Annotated in this window: 1 protein-coding gene; it reads left to right on the top strand. The window is 68.2% G+C overall.

The features are described 5' to 3' along the window. Nucleotides 1-15: 15 nt before the first annotated feature. Nucleotides 16-16578 carry a non-ribosomal peptide synthetase gene (locus tag A5678_RS25695; RefSeq protein WP_068048935.1) on the top strand — a complete coding sequence of 5521 codons (16563 nt, stop codon included), beginning with the start codon at nucleotides 16-18 and terminating at the stop codon, nucleotides 16576-16578. Nucleotides 16579-16584 lie beyond the last annotated feature (6 nt).

The following is a 16584-nucleotide window of genomic DNA, read 5'->3' as shown; positions in this document are numbered from 1 at the left end:
ACCGACGGGGGTCGGATGGAACGTGACGATCGGGCGCTCCCGCTGACGCCGGGGCAGTTGGACATTTGGCTCGCGCAGGAGACGGGCCGCTTCACCGCCGAGTGGCAGCTTGGCCTGTTCGCGAGAATCGAGGGCCGGCTACAGCGAGAACCCTTCGAGTGGGCGATACGCCGAGCGCTACAGGAGGCCGAACCAGTCAGGGCGGCTTTCTTCGAAGAGCAGGGCCAAGTTTTCCAGGCGACGATCGACGATCCGAAACTCGACCTGATTTTCCATGACCTGACCGGGTCGCATCGTCCACTGCACCAGGCCTACGAGATAGCCGCGTCCATTCAGCGCACGCCGATGCCGCTCACGGGACCGCTCTTCAGATTCGCGCTGTTTCAGATCCGGCCCGACGAATTCTATTGGTTCACCTGCTGCCACCACATCGTCGTGGACGCATCGGGCATCGCGCTGATCGGCCACCGGATCGCGAGCCTTTACTCTGCGATTGTCTCGGGTGCGTTCATGCCGCCTCCGTTCTTCGGCTCGCTCGGAGACTTGGTCGGGTGCGAGGCGGAGTACGAAACGTCGGCCGATTACCAAGAGGATCAGGCGTATTGGACGCGGAACCTGCCGTCGGAAGGCGGATTCGATCACTGGTCGCCCCGCGAGGCGAGCGAGCGCGGCCGGTGTAGTTCCTCCGCGCCGGTTCGCCTGGACCCGGTGGTTCTCCGCCGGATACAAGATTCGTCACAAGTGCGCGACATGCCCCGTTCCTCGGTCATCACCGCGGCGTGCGCGCTGCTGGTACACGGCTGGTGCGCCCAAGGCGCTGAGGTGGTGCTCGACTTCCCGGTAAGCAGGCGGGTGGATCCGGAGTCGAAGACCCTTCCAGGGGTGTTTTCGGGGGTCGTGCCGCTGGTCTTGACGGTCTCGCCGGAAGCCACCGTCGCCGAATTCTGTCACCATGTTGACCTCCGAATTCGGGAAGCCCTGCAACACCAGCGTTTTCCGGTGCAAGCCCTGGAACGCAAAACCCGCTTCCCCGGCCGGAGTCAGCGGGCCCACAGAGTGAGCGTCAACTTTCTTCCGTCCGCGTTCACCTTGGACCTCGGTGGCCTGCCGACTACGGCGTCCTTCACCAATTCCGGTCTGGCGGACGGCTTCGGGTTGTTCTTCTCCGCCGCCGGCGACGAGCTTCTGTTCGGCACGGAGGGCACCGGCCGGCCATTCGCGGACCTCGGTGCCGCGGACCTGGCGGAGCGGCTGCAAGACGTCTTGCTGGCGATGACGGCCGATCCGGGCCGGCGGCTCTCGTCGGTCGATCCGTTCAGCGTTGACGAGTACCGCCGATGCGACGAGTGGGGCAATCGTGCGGTGCTCAGCCGGGCATCCGGCCAACGGATTTCGATTCCGGAGTCATTCGCCGCTCAGGCAGAGCGCGCACCCGAGGCGGTGGCCGTCAGATTCGCGGGTCGGTCGATGACCTATGGGCAGCTCGATCGGGCCGCGAATCGCCTGGCGCACCTGCTGACCGAACATGGCGCGGGTCCGGGCGGGTGTGTCGCTTTGCTGTTCAGCCGTTCCGCTGAGGCCGTCGTCGCGATGCTGGCCGTACTCAAGACCGGTGCCGCATATCTGCCGATCGATCCGATGCATCCCCGTTCCCGCATCGCGTTCGTGCTGGGCGACGCCGCCCCGATTGCCGTCGTGACCACCGCGGAGCTGCGGTCGCGGCTGGACCCGGGCAACCAGGTGGTCATCGATATCGCCGACCCCGCCGTCGACGCCCGACCCGGCACCGCGTTGCCGTTGCCCTCACCCGATGACATCGCGTACATCATCTATACGTCGGGCACCACCGGCGCGCCGAAAGGTGTTGCGGTTACGCACCACAACGTCACCCAGCTGCTGGCATCGCTTAACAAGCCGGGGCAGGTGTGGGCGCAGTGGCATTCGTTGGCCTTCGACGCATCGGTGGAGGAGATCTGGAGCGCGTTGTTGTTCGGCGGCCGGCTGGTGGTGGTGCCCGAGTCGCTCGCTTGCTCACCGGAAGGCCTGCACAACCTGCTGCTCACCGAACAGGTCAGCATCGTGAGCCAGACTCCGTCGGCGGTGGGCGAGCTGTCTCCCGAAAGTTTAGGGCCCGTGGCGCTATTGGTGGCCGGTGAGGCCTGCCCGGCCGAGATCGTCGACCGTTGGGCGCCCGGGCGGATCATGGTCAACGGTTACGGCCCCACCGAGACCACGGTGTGTGCGTCGAGGAGCGCGCCGCTGACGGCCGGGACGGGCGCGCCGCCGATCGGCGCGCCGGTTCCCGGAGCGGCGCTGTTCGTACTCGACGGGTGGTTACGTCTGGTGCCCGTCGATGTGGTCGGCGAGTTGTATATCGCCGGGCGTGGTGTGGGCGTGGGGTACTGGCGCCGGGCCGGGTTGAGCGCGTCGCGGTTCGTGGCTTGCCCGTTCGGGCCGCCGGGGACGCGGATGTATCGCACCGGGGATCTGGTGCGCTGGCGCCGCGACGGCCAGCTTGACTACCTCGGACGCGCTGACGAACAGGTCAAGCTCAGGGGCTACCGCATCGAGCTCGGCGAAATTCAGGCCGCCCTGGCTGAACTGGATGGCGTCGAACGGGCCGCGGTGATCGTGCGCGAGGACCGTCCCGGCGACAAGCGGTTGATCGGCTATGCCACCGAAACCGAAGCCGGGGCAATCGATCCCGCTGCTGTGCGGGCGGCGTTGGGCGGGCGGCTACCCGGGTATATGGTGCCCGCGGCCATCGTGGTGTTGCAGTCGTTGCCGTTGACAATCAACGGCAAACTCGACACCCGCGCCCTACCGGCGCCCGAGTACAGCGACGCCGATCGGTACCGGGCCCCCACCAACCCCACCGAGGAGATCCTCACTGGCATCTACGCACGAGTGCTCGGGGCCGAGCGGGTCGGGGTGGACGACTCGTTCTTCGACCTGGGCGGGGATTCACTGTCGGCGATGCGCCTGGTGTCGGCGATCAATAATTCGATGGATACCGGCCTTTCGTTGCGCACCTTGTTCGACGCGCCCACGGTGGCGCTGCTGGCACCCCGGCTGAGCGTAGACGCCGCCAAGCGCGAGCCATTGGTGGCCGGCGAGCGTCCCGCCAGGGTCCCGCTGTCGTTCGCCCAGCGGCGACTGTGGTTCCTCGAGCAATTGCAGGGCGGTGCAACCACTTACAACATGCCGACCGCCTTTCGAATCGGCGGGCCACTGAACTTCGAGGCGCTCTGTGCGGCCCTCGACGATGTCGTTGCCCGGCACGAATCCCTACGCACCGTTTTCCCCGACCTCGACGGCGTGCCCTTCCAACGGGTGCTGCCGCCCCGGCGCGGGATGTGGCAACACTCGGACGCGGCGACGGTGCCGTTGGCCGAGCAGGACGTGGCCGGCGAATTGATGTCGCTCGCCGGGTACCGATTCGATCTGTCGACCGACATCCCGATCCGTGCGCAGATCTATTCGATCGGACCAGAGCGGTGCGTGGTGGGAATCGTGGTGCACCACATCGCCTTTGATGGACTTTCACTGGCTCCGATGGTGCGGGACATCACCGCGGCGTACGAGGCGCGGCAGCGGAACCTGGCTCCGGATTGGGTGGAGCTGCCGGTGCAGTATGTGGATTACACGTTGTGGCAGCGGGCCCGCTTCGGCGATCTTGACGATGGCGATAGCCCGATCGCCGCGCAGCTGGCGTATTGGCAGGATGCGCTGGCCGGGATGCCCGAGCGCCTGGAGTTGCCCACCGATCGACCATATCCCCCGGTGGCCGATCAGCGCGGGGCCACTGTGGCAGTCGATTGGCCGGCGGAGTTGCAGCAGCGGGTGCGCGCTGTCGCCCGCGAATGCAATGCCACCAGTTTCATGGTGATCCAGGCCGGGTTGGCCGTCCTGATGTCGCGACTCGGCTCGAGTCCGGACGTGGCGCTTGGCTTCCCGATCGCCGGCCGCGACGACCCGGCGCTCGACGATCTGGTCGGGTTCTTCGTCAACACCCTGGCACTGCGGGTGGACCTGACCGGCGACCCCACGGTGGCCGAACTGCTGGGCCAGGTCCGGCGGAAAGGGCTTGCCGCCCTTGAGCATAGAGATGTGCCGTTTGAGGTGCTCGTTGAGCGGCTGAATCCGGCGCGTTCGCTGTCCCATCATCCGTTGGTGCAGGTGATGTTGGCCTGGCAGAACCTGCCGGGAAGCGCCGGTGACCCGGAGCCCGGTTTGGTGTTGGGCGATCTGGAGGTCGTGCCGGTGCCGATCGCCACCCACACCGCCCGCATGGACCTGACGTTCAATCTGGCCGAGCGCTTCACCGGTGCCGGTGAGCCGGCGGGGATTTCGGGGGCGGTGGAGTTCCGCACCGACGTCTTCGAACCCGGCACCGTCATCGCCTTGGTCGGTCGGCTGCAGCGGGTGCTGGCAGCCATGACCGCCGACCCGCAGGCGGCGCTGTCGTCGATCGATGTGCTCGACCCCGATGAAGCTGCGCGACTTGATGTGCTGGGCCACCGCGCGGTGCTGGTCCGGCCGGCGGAGGCGGTATCGATCCCGGCGTTGTTCGCCGAACAGGTCGCGCGCGCGCCCGAGGCGGTGGCGCTGCGCTGCGGGGTGCGCTCCTGGACCTACCGCGAACTCGACGAGGCCTCAAACCGGTTGGCTCACCTGCTGGTCGACTACGGCGCCGGTCGGGGTGAGAATGTAGCGCTGCTGTTCACCCGCTCGGCCGAGGCCATCGTCGCGATTGTGGCGGTGCTCAAGACCGGGGCGGCCTACCTGCCGATCGATCCCGCGGTGCCCGATGAACGGATCGCCTTCCTGCGCAAGGACGCCGCACCGATCGTCACGCTGACCACCACCGCGCTGCGGCCCCGCTTGGGCGCGTGCGACCTGGCGGTCCTCGAGGTAGACGATCCCCGCATCCATGACCAACCCGGCACCGGCCTGCCGGCACCTGCGGCCGATGATATCGCCCACATCATCTACACCTCGGGCACCACCGGGATGCCCAAAGGCGTTGCGGTCACGCACCACAACGTCACCCGGCTGTTCGACGCCCTGCAGGTGGGAATCAGGTTGGGGCCCGAGCAGGTGTGGACCCAATGCCACTCCTACGCGTTCGACTTCTCGGTCTGGGAGATCTGGGGCGCCCTGCTGTTCGGCGGGCGGCTGGTGGTGGTGCCCGACCAGGTGACCCGCTCCGCCGAGGACCTGCACGCGCTGGTGATCGCCGAACAGGTCACCGTTTTCAGTCAAACCCCCTCCGCGCTCGCGGCGCTGTCACCGCGCGGGTTGGAGGCGCTCACACTGATGGCCGCGGGGGAGGCGTGCCCGCCCGAGGTGGTGGCCCGATGGGCCCCGGGGCGAGTGATGCTCAACGGGTACGGCCCTACCGAAACCACGGTCTATGCCACCATCAGCGCCCCGCTGACCCCCGGCCGCGCGGCGGTTCCCATCGGCTTGCCGGTGCCCGGGGCGGCGTTGTTCGTGCTCGATCCGTGGCTGCACCCGGTGCCCCCAGGAGTCGTCGGCGAATTGTATGTGGCAGGTCGCGGCGTCGGCGTCGGCTACATCAACCGGGCCGGGTTGACCGCGTCGCGGTTCGTGGCCTGCCCCTTCGGGCCGCCGGGAACACGGATGTATCGCAGCGGGGATCTGGTGCGGTGGGCCCCCGACGGACAACTCGACTACCTCGGCCGCGCCGACCAGCAGGTCAAAATCCGCGGCTATCGCATCGAGCTCGGCGAAATCCAGGCCGCGCTGGCCGCTCTCGAGGGTGTTGAGCACGCCGCGGTCATCACCCGTGAAGACCGCCCGGGCGACAAGCGGCTGGTCGGCTACATCACCGAAACCCGCACCGGCACCGTCGATCCCGCCGAGGCACGCGCTGCACTGGCCGACCGGCTGCCCGGCTTCATGGTGCCCGCGGCGATCGTCGCGGTGGACGAGTTGCCGGTCACGGTCAACGGCAAACTCGACACCCGCGCCCTGCCCGCGCCCGATTACGCCACAGAGCACTACCGTGCTCCCACCACCCCGGTCGAAGAGATCCTGACGGCCATCTACGCCGAGGTGCTCGGCATCGAACGCGTCGGCGTCGACGACTCCTTCTTCGACCTCGGCGGCGACAGCATCCTGTCGATGCAGGTGGTCGGCCGTGCCCGGGCGGCGGGGCTGAGCTGTCGCCCCCGCGACATCTTCGTCGAACAAACCGTGGCCCGGTTGGCCCGCATCGCGGGCATCGCTGACGGTGACGACGCGGTCGTCGATGAGGGCATCGGGCCGATCACGCCCACCCCGATCATGCGCTGGTTATTCGAGATCGATGGCCCCATCGACCAATTCAACCAAACCATGGTGCTCCAAGCTCCGCCCGGCGTCACCCCCACCGACGCGCTCGCCGTCCTGCAAGCCTTGATCGACCACCACCCCGTGCTGCGGCTCCGAGTCGACAATGACGGCACCGAAGGGCGCGCGCTGACCGTCCCCGAGACCGGCGTGACCGATGCCGCTGAATGCCTGCGCGCGGTCGACGTGTTCAGCGATGAGGCGCTCGCCCAGGCCCGGTCGAGGCTGAGCCCCGCCGCCGGAACCGTGCTCAGCGCGCTGTGGGTGTCCACCACCGGCCGACTGGTGCTGATCATCCACCACCTGGCCGTCGATGCGGTGTCATGGCGAATCCTCTTGGAGGACATCAACATCGCCTGGGCACAGCGCCGCCGTGGCCAACCCATCGTCCTGCCCGCCGGCGGCACCTCATATCGCCGCTGGGCTGAAATCCTCGAACAACACGCCCATACCCCCACGGTCGGCGAGCAGGCCGACGCTTGGAGAGACATCACCAGCGTCGCCGCCGGCCTGCCCCGACCCCGCCCCGAGGACACCCACGCCAGCGCCGGGCACCTGACGGTCTCGCTGGACACCGACACCACCCGCCGGCTGCTCACCGACGTTCCCGCGGCCTTTCACACGGGCGTCCACGAGATCTTGCTGATCGCCTACGCGCTGGCATGGGCCGAATTCCTCGGCAGCGGCGACGCCCCCCTATGCATCGACGTCGAAGGTCACGGCCGTCACGACGACCTGGTCGACCAGCTCGACCTGTCGCGCACGGTTGGCTGGTTCACCACGAAATACCCCGTGACACTGGCCGTCGGCGGCCCACAGTGGAAGCGTGTCGCATCCGGTGACGCGACGCTCGGCCCAATCGTCAAGCGCGTCAAGGAACAACTGCGTGCCGTACCGCATCCCCTCGGCTACGGGTTGCTGCGGTACCTCAACACCGATACCGATCTGTCCGGGTCCGACCCCACCATCGGATTCAACTACCTCGGACGCCTCGGCGCCCCCGCCACCGCCCACGCTTCGTGCGACCAGTGGCAGGTCGACCGGGACACCCTGGCGGTCGCCGGCGCTGCCGCCGCGGTACCCGTGCCCCTGTCCCACACCGCCGAACTCGACGCCGCCACCATCGACACCGGCACGGGCCCATGCCTCAACGCCACCTGGACCTGGGCGCCGTCGGCGCTCGATGCGACCCAGGTCGGTCGGCTCAGCCGGCTCTGGTTTGACGCCCTCACCGGCATCTGCGCGCACGTCCACCAAGGCGGCGGCGGGCTGACCCCCTCCGACATCGCACCCGCCCGGCTCACCCAGCACCAAATCGACGAGCTGCAAGCGCAATACGACATCGCCGACATCTTGCCGCTCACCCCCCTTCAGGAGGGGCTGCTCTTCCACGCCGGCACCGCTCACGAGTTGGCTGACCTGTATGCGATGCAGCTCGACATCACCGTCGCCGGTCGACTGGACCCCCACCGGCTGCACGACGCCGTGCAAACCGTCGTCAAGCGCCACCCCAACCTGGCCGCCCGCTGCCGCCCACGATTCGGCCAACCGGTGCAGATCATTCCGGCAGATCCCGAAATACCCTGGCGGTACCTCGAATACGACTCCGATGTCGATGCGTTGGTCGGGCGACTCCGCGCCACCGAACGAGCCGCGGTCTGCGACCTCAGCGACGAAGCGTCGACCTTCCGGGTGGCGTTGATCCGCACCGCCGAGGACGAGCACCGAATTGTGTTGACCTTTCACCACATCGTGCTCGACGGCTGGTCGCTGCCGATACTGTTGCAGGAGATCTTCGCCGGCTACCAGGGGCAGCAGCTGCCGCCCGCGACCCCCTACCGCCGGTTCGTCGCCTGGCTGGCCGAGCGAGACCTCGACGCAGCCAGAGCAGCCTGGCGCAGCACGCTGGCGGGCTTCGACACCCCCACGCTCGTCGGCCCGCCGGCACGACCCAAGTCCGGTCCCAAGGTCACTCGTGCGTTTGGGCTGGCCGAGCCGACCACATCCGCGTTGCACCAGCTCGCGCGCTCCCGGCACACCACCGTCAACACCGTGCTCCAGGCGGCGTGGGCGCGACTGCTGATGGGCATGACCGGCCGGCGCGACGTCGTCTTCGGCACCGCCGTTTCCGGGCGGCCGGTCGAGCTGGCCGGCGCCGACACCATGGTCGGGCTGCTGATCAACACCGTGCCGGTGCGGGCCGCCATCACACCGGACACCAGCACCGCCGATCTACTCGACCAACTCCACGCCGCGCACAACCGCACCCTGGACCATCAACACTTGGCGCTCAACGAGATTCACCGCGTCACAGGTCACGACCAGCTGTTCGACACCCTCTTCGTCTACGAGAACTACCCGATCACCCCAACCACGCTGGCGGGCGCCGACGGGCTCGTCATCACCGAGTTCACCGGCCACGAAGCCAACCATTACCCCCTGACCATGCAGGCCACACCCGGACCCGAACTCGGCTTCCGGATCGAGTACGACGCGCACCTGTTCGACGCCGAAAGCATTGACGCACTGATCGATCGGCTGCACCGGATCATCGCGGCGATGGTTGCTGATCCGCACCTGCCGTTGTCGGCCTCCGACATGCTCGGCGCAGACGAGCGCAACCGCCTCGACGACATGGGCAACCGGGCGGCTCTGAGGAGACCCACGCCGGTGCAGGCGTCGATCCCGCAACTGTTCGCCGGCCAGGTGGCCCGTTCGCCTCAGGCGGTGGCCATCAGTAGCGCGGGCCGGTCGTTGACCTACCGGGACCTCGACGAGGCGTCGAATCACCTGGCGCACTCGCTATCCGGCCTCGGCGCCGGCCCGGGCACGCGGGTGGTGCTGCTGTTGGAACGCTCCGCCGAAGCTGTCGTCGCCATGCTCGCGGTCCTCAAGACCGGCGCGGCGTACCTGGCGATCGATCCGGCCCTGCCCGACGAGCGGATCGGATTCATGTTGACCGACGCCGCGCCGATCATCGCCGTCACCACCACCGCGCTGCGCCCGAGGCTGGCCGAACGTGGCGCGGTTGTCCTCGACATCACCGACGACCGCACGGCCGCTCAACCCCGCTCCCCGCTTCCCACGCCGGCTGCGGACGATATCGCCTACCTGATTTACACTTCGGGCACCACCGGCGCACCCAAAGGCGTTGCGATCACCCATCGCAACCTGGCCCACTTGGTGGAGTCGGCATCGGTCCACCTGCCGGCGGACCAGGTGTGGACGCAGTGTCACTCCTACGCGTTCGACTTCTCCGTGTGGGAGATCTGGGCAGCGCTACTCGGCGGCGGGCGCCTGGTCGTGGTGCCCGAGCAGGTGACGAGGTCACCGAGAGACTTCCACAACCTGCTCATCGCCGAACACGTCACCGTGCTCACCCAAACGCCGTCGGCGGCCGCGGCGCTCTCCCCGCAAGGGCTGGAGTCGGTGGCGTTGGTGCTGGGCGGCGAGGCGTGCCCGCCGGAGCTCGTTGACCGGTGGTCCCCCGGGCGGGTGGTGATCAACGCCTACGGCCCCACCGAAACCACCGTCTACGCAACGCTCACCGCCCCCTTGGCGGCGGGTTCGGGGCCGGTTCCCATCGGGGCGCCGGTATCCACAGCGGCATTGTTCGTCCTCGACGAATGGCTACACCCGGTGCCACCCGGAGTGGTCGGCGAACTCTACGTGGCCGGACGCGGCGTCGGCGTCGGCTATGTCGGCCGGCCCGGGCTCACCGCCGCACGGTTCGTGCCCTGCCCCTACGGCGGGCCCGGCGCACGAATGTATCGCAGCGGTGACCTGGTGCGCTGGGCTCCCGATGGGCAACTGCGTTACCTGGGTCGCGCCGACGAACAGGTCAAGATCCGCGGCTACCGAGTCGAACTCGGTGAAATCCAGGCCGCGCTTGCCGAACTCGACGGCGTCGAACAGGCTGCGGTCATCGCCCGCGAAGACCGCCCCGGCGACAAGCGCCTGGTCGGGTACATCGTCGAAACCGCCCCCGGGACCGTGGATCCCGTTGCGACGCGCGCCACCTTGGCCGAGCGGCTGCCCGGTCACATGGTTCCCGCGGCGATCGTGGCGTTGGATGCGTTGCCGCTGACGGTCAACGGCAAGCTCGACGCCCGGGCCCTACCCCCACCCGACTACACCCCCGGGCACTACCGGGCCCCGGCCTCGGCCGCCGAGGAGATCCTGGCCGGCATCTATGCCCGGGTGCTGGGCGTCGAACGGGTCGGCGCCGATGACTCGTTCTTCGACCTGGGCGGGGACTCGCTGTCGGCGATGCGCCTGATTGCCGCCATCAACGCCGGGCTGGACGCGGATCTCGCCGTGCACAAATTGTTCGACGCGCCCACGGTTGCGCAGCTGGCGTCATCCCTCGACGGCGAGGCCGCTCCCCGTGAGCCGTTGGTGGCGTGCCAGCGCCCGGCGATGATCCCGCTCTCGTTCACCCAGAACCGGCTGTGGGTTCTCGACCAGTTGCAGGGGTCTTCCGCGGTTTACAACATTCCGGTGGCGCTTGACCTGCGCGGCGTGCTCGACACCGAAGCGCTCGGCGCATCGCTGGCCGACGTGGTGGCCCGGCACGAAAGCCTGCGCACGGTGTTTCCCGCACCGGATGGCATACCCCAGCAACTCGTCATCTCCGCCGAGCGGGCGGATTTCGGTTGGCAGGTCATCGATGCCACCGGATGGCCGTCGGCGCGGCTTGACGAGGCGATCGACGAGGCGGCGCGTCATCCCTTTGTTTTGGAAACCGAGATCCCGCTGCGGGCAAAGCTTTTCCGGGTGGCCGACGAGGAGCACGTGTTGGTATGCGTGGTACACCACATCGCCTTTGACGGGTGGTCACTGACGCCGATGATCCGCGATATCGGCCAGGCTTATGCGAGCCGATGCGGCGGTCAGGCGCCCGACTGGCCCGAATTGTCCTTGCAATACGTGGATTACACGCTCTGGCAGCGGGCGCGGTTCGGTGCCCTCGACGACAGCAACAGCCGGATCGCCGCCCAGCTCGAGTATTGGGAAGACGCCCTGGCCGACCTGCCCGAGCGCCTGGAGCTGCCGACGGATCGGCCCTATCCCTCGGTGGCGGATCAGCGTGGCGCCAAAGTGATCGTGAACTGGCCGGCCGAGTTGCAGCGCCGCATACGCGAGGTGGCCCGCGATTTCAACGCGACGAGTTTCATGGTGGTTCAGACCGCCCTGGCGGTGCTGCTGTCGCGGCTCGGCTCGAGTTCCGATGTGGCTGTCGGCTTCCCGATCGCCGGACGTGCCGATCCCGCGCTCGATGACCTGGTGGGTTTCTTCGTCAACACCTTGGTGCTGCGGGTCGACCTGACCGGGGACCCAACCGCTGCCGACTTGCTGGCCCAGGTCCGTCGGCGCAGCCTGCTGGCCTTCGAGCATCAAGACGTGCCGTTCGAGGTGCTCGTCGAGCGGCTCAACCCCACCCGGTCGCTGAGCCATCATCCGCTGGTTCAGGTGGCGCTGGCGTGGCAGAACCTGCCCGGGCGGCCCGGCGACCCCGCCGCCGGGCCGGTGTTGGGGGATTTGCGGGTTAGCGAGCTGCCGTTGGGCACCCACAGTGCCCGCATGGACCTGACCTTCTCGTTGTCCGAACACTGGACCGATGCCAATGCGCCCGACGGCATCCGAGGCGCGGTCGAGTTCCGCACAGACGTGTTCGACCCCGACAGCGTCACCAGCTTTGTCGACCGGTTCCAGCGGATCCTGCTGGCGATGACCGCCGATCCGCAGGCCCGGTTGTCGTCCATCGATGTGTTGGACGCTGACGAGCACGCCCGCCTGGATAGGGCGGGTAACCGGGCAATCCTGACCCGGCCCGCGCCCGAGCCGATCTCCATACCGGCGCTGTTCGCCCGCCACGTGGCGCGCAACCCCGACGCGGTGGCGATCACCGACGGGGAGCACCGCTGCACTTACCGCGAACTGGATGCCGCGTCAAACCGGTTGGCGCACTCGCTGACCGAGCATGGCGCAGGTCCCGGTGAGAGCGTGGCGCTGCTCTTCTCCCGCTCGTCCGAGGCCATCATCGCGATCTTGGCGGTGCTCAAGACCGGGGCGGCTTATCTGCCGATCGACCCGGCGCTACCGGAGACCCGGGTCGAATTCATGCTCGCCGATGCCGTGCCGATCGCCGCGATCACGAACGCCGGCCTGCGGTCGCGGCTGAATGGGCACCGGTTGACCGTGCTCGACATGAACGACGTAACCCTGGGCACCCACCCGAGCACACCACTGCCTGCGCCCGCCCCCGACGACATCGCGTATCTCATCTACACCTCCGGGACCACCGGCGTGCCGAAAGGTGTTGCCATCACCCACCACAACGTCACGCAGCTACTGTCGTCCCTGGACGCCGGCCTGCCGGCGACGGGCGTTTGGCCGCAGTGCCATTCCCTGGCCTTCGACGTCTCGGTGTGGGAGATCTTCGGTGCCCTCTTGCGTGGTGGGCAGGTGGTGGTGGTGAACGAAGACGTGACCACGTCACCGGCCGACTTCCACGACGCGCTGGTCAGTGAGCACGTCGACGTGCTCACCCAAACCCCCTCTGCGGCAGGCGTGTTGTCGCCCGAGGGCTTGGAATCGACGGCGCTGGTGGTGGTCGGCGAGGCTTGCGCCCCCGAAGTGGTCGACGAATGGGCGCCCGGGCGAGTGATGATCAACGCCTACGGCCCGACCGAGACGACGATGTGTGTCGCGATCAGTGCGCCGTTGACCGCCGGATCGCAGACGGTGCCCATCGGGGCCCCGGTGCCCGGGGCCGCGTTGTTCGTCCTGGACGGGTCGTTGCGTCAGGTGCCGCTGGGGGTGGTCGGTGAGCTGTACATCGCCGGCCGCGGCGTCGGCGTCGGTTATCTGCGCCGGACGGGGCTCACCGCGGCCCGATTCGTGGCCTGCCCGTTCGGCGGCCCCGGGGCGCGCATGTATCGCACCGGGGACCTGGTGCGCTGGGGCCGCGACGGGCAACTGCACTACCTCGGACGCGCCGACGAACAGGTCAAGATCCGCGGTTACCGCGTCGAACTCAACGAAATCCAGCTGGCCCTGGCCGCTCTCGACGGCGTCGACCACGCCGCCGTCATCGCCCGCGAAGATCATCCCGGCGACAAGCGACTGGTCGGCTATATCACCGGCACTGCCGACCCGGTCGCCGCGCGCACCGCCCTGGCCGAGCGACTGCCCGGGTACATGGTGCCCGCTGCCGTTCTCGCACTGGACGCGCTGCCCCTGACGGCGAACAAGAAGCTCGACACCCGCGCCCTTCCGGCACCCGACTACGCGAATGTCGACCACTACCGCCCCCCGACCGACGCCGTCGAGGAAATCCTCGCGGGCATCTACGCCCAAGTCCTGGGACTCGAACGGGTGGGGATCGACGACTCCTTCTTCGACCTCGGCGGCGACAGCATTTCGTCGATGCAAGTGGTCGCCCGCGCCCGCGCCGCCGGACTCGTGTGCCGCCCGCGCGACATCTTCGTCGAACAGACCGTTGCCCGGCTGGCCCGCGTCGCCCAGGTCACCGAGGGCCGGGAGGCCGCCGGGGATGGGGGCGTCGGACCCGTCCCGGCCACCCCGATCATGCACTGGCTGCACGACATCGACGGCCCCGTCGATCAGTTCAACCAAACCATGGTGATACAGGCGCCGCCCGGGGTCACCCGGGCCGACGTGGTGGTGGTCCTGCAGGCCCTGCTGGACCACCACGCCATGCTGCGGCTACACGTCGCCGATGGCGACGCCGGCGAATGGACACTGACCGCGCGCGAGGCCGGTGCGGTAGACGCCGACGGCTGCCTGTACGACGTCGACGCGCTGACCGAGGATGCGGTGGCGGACGCCCGGTCGCGACTGAGCCCCGCCGGCGGGGCGATGCTCAGCGCGCTGTGGGCGGCCGACGCGGGCCAGCTGGCGCTGATCATCCACCACCTGGCCGTCGACGCGGTGTCCTGGCGAATCCTCTTGGAGGACATCAACATCGCGTGGGCTCAACACGCCGGCGGCCAGCCGATCGCCCTGCCCGCAGGCGGAACCTCGTTCCAGCGGTGGGCATCGCTGCTCGCCGAACACGCCCGCCGGCCCGCCGTGGTCGACCAGGCCGACACCTGGCAGCGAGTGGCGACGACGCCGGCCGCCCTGGCGCCACCAGAACCCGGGATCGACACGTACGCGAGCGCCGGGCATCTGACGGTTTCGCTGGACGGCGAGACCACCCGCCTGCTGCTCGGCGAGGTACCCGCGGCCTTTCACGCCGGCATCCAAGACATCCTGTTGATCGCCTTCGGGTTGGCGTGGGCCGAGTTCTCGGGCCCGGAGCGTGCCGCAAACGTCGGGATCGACGTCGAGGGACACGGCCGCTATGAGGACCTCGCCCCGGATGTCGACCTGTCCCGCACCGTGGGCTGGTTCACCACCAAGTACCCGGTGTCGCTGGCAGTCGACGGGCTGCGCTGGGCGCAGCTGGTGGCCGGTGACGCAGTAGTCGGGCCAATCGTCAAGCGCGCCAAGGAACAACTTCGCGCCCTACCCGGCGCCCTAACCTACGGTCTGCTGCGTTATCTCAACCCAGACGTTGCGCTCCCCGGGCCCGACCCGACGATCGGGTTCAACTACTTCGGGCGGCTGGGCGCGGGCGAGTCCCCCGGCGAGCTGTGGCGGATCAGCCGAGACGGTGTCGCGGTCTCCACCTCCGCCGCGGCGGTGCCCATGCCGCTGGCACACGCACTCGAACTGAACGCCAGCGCAGTCGACACCGCCACAGGCTCGCACCTGCACGCCGACTGGACCTGGGCTCCTTCGGTGCTCGAACACAGCCAGGTCACCCGGCTCAGCCAGCTGTGGTTCGACGCGCTGGCCGGCATCTGTGCCCATGTCCAACGGGGTGGCGGCGGCCTGACCCCCTCCGACATCTTCCCCGCCCAGCTCACCCAGAAGCAGATCGACGAACTCCAGCAGCATTACGGGATCGCCGACATCCTTCCGCTCACCCCTCTCCAGCAGGGCCTGCTGTTCCACTCCGCCCGGCAGAACAGCGACAACGACCTGTACGCAATGCAACTCGACATCGCCGTCGCCGGCCCGCTCCACCCCGATCGCCTGCATGACGCGGTAAACGCCGTCATCGCCCGCCACCCCCACCTGGCCGCCCGATTCTGCAGTCAATTCGACCAACCGGTACAAGTCATCCCCGCCGAGCCCCAAACCGCTTGGCAGTTCCTCGAATTCGAGGGCGATGTCGATGAGCAGGTCCGACAAATATCCGCCGCCGAGCGCGCCGCGGTCTGCGACCTGAAGGGCTCGCCGGCTTTTCGGGTCGCTCTGATCCGCACCGCGCCCGAACGGTACCGGGTCATCCTGACCAATCACCACATCGTGCTCGACGGCTGGTCATTGCCGATCCTGCTGCAAGAGATCTTCGCCTGTTATCACGGCCAGCGACTGCCGGCGGCCGGGTCGTATCGCCGGTTCGTCACCTGGCTCGCCGAGCGGGACCTGGCCGCCGCCCGTGCGGCCTGGCGTGACGTGCTGGCAGGCTTCGACATCCCCACCCTGGTCGGACCGCCGGGCCAGTCGAAACTGGGACCCCGAGGCGTCGCCTCGGCTCGGGTGCCCGAGGACACCACCCGGGCCGTGAACGAGCTGGCCCGGTCCTGCCACACCACCGTGAACACGGTGCTTCAGGGCGCCTGGGCGCAGGTGTTGATGTCGATGACCGGCCGGCGTGACGTCGTCTTCGGCGCCGCGGTCTCGGGACGGCCCACCGAGGTGACCGATGCGGAATCCATTGTGGGGTTGATGATCAACACGGTCCCGGTGCGGGCCACCATCACCCCGGCGACCACCATCGCCGACCTGCTCGACCAGCTCCAAAGTGCCCATAACCGCACCCTCGACCATCAACATCTGGCGCTCAACGAGATTCACCGCATCACCGGGCACGACCAGTTGTTCGACACGCTGTTCGTGTTCGAGAACTACCCGATCGACACCACAGCGCTGTTCAACGACAACGGATTGGCCATTACCGACTTCACCGGCACCGAATCCACCCATTACCCGCTGACGATGCAGGCCCGATCCGAACGCGAATTGATCCTTCGCGTCGAATACGACAGCCATGTGTTCGATGCGGCCGGCATCGAATCATTGATCGAGCGCTTCCAGCGGGCGTTGGTGGCCATGACGACCGATCTGGGGGACCAGGCGTGACCAATC

It is taken from the genome of Mycobacterium sp. E2733 (assembly GCF_001667585.1).
Classification (GTDB): domain Bacteria; phylum Actinomycetota; class Actinomycetes; order Mycobacteriales; family Mycobacteriaceae; genus Mycobacterium.
This window is presented reverse-complemented; position numbering and strand designations above follow the sequence as displayed.